Source organism: Thermovibrio sp., assembly GCA_015488335.1.
GTDB lineage: Bacteria > Aquificota > Aquificia > Desulfurobacteriales > Desulfurobacteriaceae > Balnearium.
In genome coordinates this window covers 1-4,943 of sequence record WFNZ01000041.1, presented here as the reverse complement: position 1 = coordinate 4,943, position 4,943 = coordinate 1, and the positions used below count along the sequence as shown (strand labels likewise).

Here is a 4,943-nt window from a genome sequence, read left to right as displayed (position 1 = left end):
CCTAAAAACATATAAAATTCTTGAATTTCCAAGAAACTTTGCTCCATTGTGCTCTTTTACTTCTGCATCTTCAGTAATTGAACCAAAATATAAATACTCTCCTGTTGGAAGTTTTATCGGTTTACCGCTTTCAAGAAACTCTAAAAGTGTATGATTCCTTATCTGTTTAGGATCTAATTTAACTAAATCTACATAGCAAAACAGTATATCTCTCAATTTATCAATCTGAACGTAAGGTGAATAATTCCTATTTATTAATTGAGATTCATAAAGCGTAACATACTTAAACTTAAAGATATTAATTAGAATATCGTGAAGCCAACAAGTAAAGAAAACAACAAACATAGTTGGAACTAATAAAGAGTAATCTTTAGCCATCTCTGTAACAACAATAATTGCAGCTAACGGTGTTCTGGCTGTTCCTGCAAATAGAGCAGACATACCTAACAGAGCAAAAACAGTAACGTTAAGACCAAAGATATAAGCAAATATCCCTCCCAGCATTGTTCCTATAAATAGCGTAGGAGCAAAAGTTCCCCCACTTCCACCTGAAGCTACTGTAAATACAAAAGCAATTAATTTAGCAAACAGCAAAATAAACATGAGTTTAAAAGGCAAATTTCCCAAAATTGCTTCCTGCATCCATCCGTATCCTCCACCAAGAACTTGAGGATAAAAGATAGCAATCAATCCAACTACTAATACACCTAAAGCCGGTTTAAAATGTGGTTTTACAGGTAATTTCCTAAAAAAGTCGCGCGTATAATAGAAAAAGTTAGCAATAAATATAGATAAAACCGCAGCTATTAAGCTAAACAGGATTAAAAGAAGATAAACATTTAACGAAACTATATGCAAATTCTTAGGAATTACAAAAATGGAATGCCAACCAAAGAGATATCCAAAGATTACATAGGCAACGAGAGCTCCGAATAGTATGATCATCAACTCTTTTATGCTAAATTCACTTTCAAGATATAGAACTTCCATCGCGAAAAAAGCGCTACCGAGGGGAGCCCCCGAAACTGCACTTAAGCCGGCTCCAACTGCCAGCAAAACCAATACTTCTCTCTCATCAAGAGAGAGTTTTCTGAAATTAGCATACAAATTACCTATACCGGCACTAAAAAGAGCTGTAGGTCCTGCTCTTCCTGCAGAACCACCCGTTCCTATTGTTATTGCAGAGGCCAGAATTTTTACAGGAACAACTATTGGCCTAACGTATCCCCCAGTTCTATGAAAAGCTCTTATTAGAGTATCAAGTCCATGACCTTCTGCTTCAGGAGCAAACGTATATACCAAAAATCCGGAAATTAAGGCGCCTAAAACCAGTACTAAAAAAGCGTTAAATGGGTGATAATTGTCAAAGATATGGAATTTCAACCTAACTATATCTATAACATCAGACGGGATATAACCTGCAAACAGCCCAAGAGAATACTTACTAACAAAATCCAACAGAACTAAAAAAATTTCTGCACATAAAGAAGCTATAAGCCCTAAAAGTAAAGCATCTATGAAAAGGTTAAAATTCTTCTTTATTTCATCCACAACAGATCCAGCTCAATAATTTGTATTTTTATATTTTACTAAATTATCAAACAGATAAACCCAACTCAAACTAACAGTTTTAGGAGCTTCTGAAAGAAAGGTTTGACATCTATCCAATCAACAAGAAGATCACATTTTTTTTTATTTTTCTGAACAAAATTCCTTTACTAATCAGAACACCAGTCAATCTTTTCATTTTTTCAGGGCGTTTCAAGAAAGCTACAAAGAGGAGATAGAAAGCGATTTACCCAGTCACAATCCCTTCACTTTTTCAGGGCATTTCAAGTTTAGAGGAATTATTCCTTGATGAACAAGGAGAAGAGTTGCAATCCCTTCACTTTTTCAGGGCATTTCAAGTCAATTTTTGAACAGTTGAAATCAGAGGGTTACAAAGTCGCAATCCCTTCACTTTTTCAGGGCATTTCAAGAGTACCCCATCATAACCTATTGAAAGACTTAGTGTTCACTTTTTGTCAAAAAGTAATACCCTTGTGTTTCAAGGGCTTTTACATTCTCGGCAGATTCACCCTTTTGAAGGGATTCCCTATTCAGTTTTCAAGGAACTTCACTAAAGATGATATACCATTTTACCTATCCAAGTCAAGTTCTATTGGAACACCAATTATAAATAAGGTTTTTATCTTAACAAATCTCAATCTGAAAAACTTAGCTAAGCTTTAGAACTGTCAGTTATGAAAATTTCAGGAGTTATAACCAGATTATTAATCCAATTTCTTTGAAAAGCTTTTAATACTGAAGAGCCCTACTCCATACACTCAAAGCAAACATTAGCTAATAAAAAGAGCATAGCTACTGTATAAAACCAGCTGGAAATTTAGAGAAGTTTTAGAGCAGGACTAAAACATCTGCTCAATTTGAATCAAATACTCATGCTGAAAATCTAAAGCTGCTCATATTCACCCAAAATCTGTTTTAGTTTAACATAATTTAGATTAACCTAAAAAACTTAGTATATCCAAATACCGGGTCTTTTTGAAATTTGCCGATTTTTCAGATTTAACAAAACTTATAGAGAAATTGCTAACCTTTTAGCGATTTTTGTGTAGAACTATTAAAAGAAATACTGCTAACATTAATCATCAGAATGAAAATCCCCAAACTTCTTCATCTGTATTGGAGAACTTTTGATTAATTTACTCTAAAACACCACAGTATAACCGCCTCTTTCTAAGAATTGAAGATAAGGAGAAATTAAGAGCTAAATTTATGTATGGATAAAGCAGCCTCCCGGAGAGAGGCCGCAGGGAAGTTAGTCTGGAAGTTTGTCAAATCCCGAGAGTTTAATTTCAAGCTCTTTCACGCCAATAGGAACTATTTTTCTGAAGGATTCTAAGAGAGCTCTATCTTCAAGAATTCTTGCCGCAGTTTGACTCTTTGTAAACTTGTAGTGTTTTGAAAGGAGAGACTTCAGAACGTCGTAGTCCCTCGGCTCAAGGCGTCTTATCTCCACGTAATCTCTGTTTATCTTCTCCTCTATATCAGGGTCTAAAACAAAGGCCGTTCCGCCGGTCATTCCGGCTCCGAAGTTCTTTCCTACCTTTCCAAGGATTACAACGATTCCCCTAACCATGTATTCGCAGGCGTGCTGGCCGGCTCCTTCTACAACTGCTATGGCTCCGCTGTTCCTTACGGCAAACCTCTCTCCTACCACTCCGCTGGCAAAGAGAGCTCCCCCCGTAGCACCGTAGAGAATCGTATTCCCTGCAATAACATTTTCGGTTGGCTCTCCGCTGAACTCTTCAGGGAACCTGAGAACTATTGTTCCGCCGCCCAGTCCTTTACCAACGTAATCGTTAGCTTCTCCAACAACCTCTAACAGAACTCCCCTGGGGATAAAGGCTCCAAAGCTCTGGCCGGCAACTCCTCTAAACCTTAGGTGAACAAGGTTTTCAGGAAGCCCGTCCTTCCCGAACAGGTTGACTATGTGGTAGGCAAGTGAAACCCCAACGCTCCTGTCTGTGTTTTTAATCGGGTATTCCTTGAAGAACTTCTCCCCTTTCTTAAGGTGCGGAAGAACATCTTTTACTATCTGGTCGTTGAGCTTTGATTCAACAGGGTTGTAGGGCAATTCCTTTCTCTTAAGCCTGTAAACAGGGTTTTTGACTATGGCTGAAAGGTCTAACTTCCTTGCAAGTGGGTATTTCTCAAGGAGCTCCCTGTTCTCCTCAAGCAAATCGTAACGGCCGATTATCTCGTCTAAGCTCCTGTATCCCATCTGGGCAAGAATTCTCCTGATATCCTCGGCAAGGAGCTTGAAGTAGTTGACTACCGTCTCAACGGCTCCTCTGAACCTCTTGATTCTGTTTTCGTCCTGGGTTGCTATTCCAACGGGGCAGCGGTTCGTGTGGCAGTCTCTATCCATAACGCAGCCTTCGGCAATCATTGCGGCTGTTCCAAATCCAAACTCCTCTGCCCCCATAAGGGCGGCAATAACAACGTCTCTTCCGACCTTAAATCCGCCGTCAACCCTTAAGGCCACGTTTTCCCTCAGCTCGTTGTTTATAAGCTCCCTCTGGGTTTCAGAAAGGCCAATCTCCCAGGGAAGGCCTGCTCCCTTTATGGAAGAGAGTGGAGATGCTCCCGTTCCGCCGGAAGCTCCGCTTACCTGAACGATGTCTGCCTTGGCCTTTGCAACTCCACAGGCAACGGTTCCAACACCAACCTCAGAAACTAACTTTACGGCAATTCTTGCCTTTGGATTTGCGAGCTTCAGGTCGTAGATGAGCTGGGCAAGGTCTTCAATTGAGTAGATGTCGTGGTGGGGAGGAGGTGAGATGAGGGCAACGCCGGGAACTGAGAACCTTAAAGAGGCTATGTAGGGAGTAACTTTGTGGCCGGGAAGGTGGCCGCCCTCTCCGGGCTTTGCTCCCTGGGCGATTTTTATCTCTATCTCCTCGGCAGATGCAAGGTAGGCAGGAGTTACACCGAAACGCCCTGAGGCTACCTGCTTAATCTTGCTGTTCCTGATTGTTCCATACCTTTCAGGGTCTTCTCCGCCCTCTCCGGAACAGCTCTTGCTTCCCAAGATGTTCATAGCCTCAGCTATTACCTCGTGGGCGATTTTAGAGAGAGCTCCCACAGACATCCCCGGCACCATGAGCCTTTTAACAATTGACTCAACGGGCTCAACCTCTTCAATCGGTATCGGTTCCCTATCGGATTTAATCTTCAGCAAATCCCTTATGTAAACCGGCCTTTCATTAACGGCCTCAACAACTTCCTTAAAGTCTTCATACTTTCCGCTCCTTGCAGCCTTAAAGATTCCGCGAACAACTTTCGGGCTCCAGGAGTGGTAGATACCGCCGGGGCGGAAGCGGAGCTCCCCTGAAGGCTCCGGCTCAGTTTTTTCTTCCGCCTGCTTAACCCTTTCC

The 4,943-nt window shown here is 41.1% G+C and carries 3 protein-coding genes; 1 reads left to right on the top strand and 2 read right to left on the bottom strand.

The window, feature by feature from the left end; genetic code table 11:
* The coding region (locus F8H35_RS04835; protein ID WP_472572419.1) for a chloride channel protein at nt 1-1,551 on the bottom strand (1,551 nt) is incomplete at its 3' end.
* Between the two features lie 306 nt (nt 1,552-1,857).
* On the opposite strand from F8H35_RS04835, the gene F8H35_RS04830 reads away from it, so the two are divergent.
* On the top strand, nt 1,858-2,232 hold the full coding sequence (locus F8H35_RS04830) for a hypothetical protein (protein ID WP_472572418.1): 375 nt from the start codon (nt 1,858-1,860) through the stop codon (nt 2,230-2,232).
* 589 nt (nt 2,233-2,821) lie between these two features.
* Here the strand turns inward: F8H35_RS04830 and F8H35_RS04825 are convergent.
* The coding region (locus F8H35_RS04825) for a glutamate synthase-related protein (RefSeq protein ID WP_472572417.1) at nt 2,822-4,943 on the bottom strand (2,122 nt) is incomplete at its 5' end.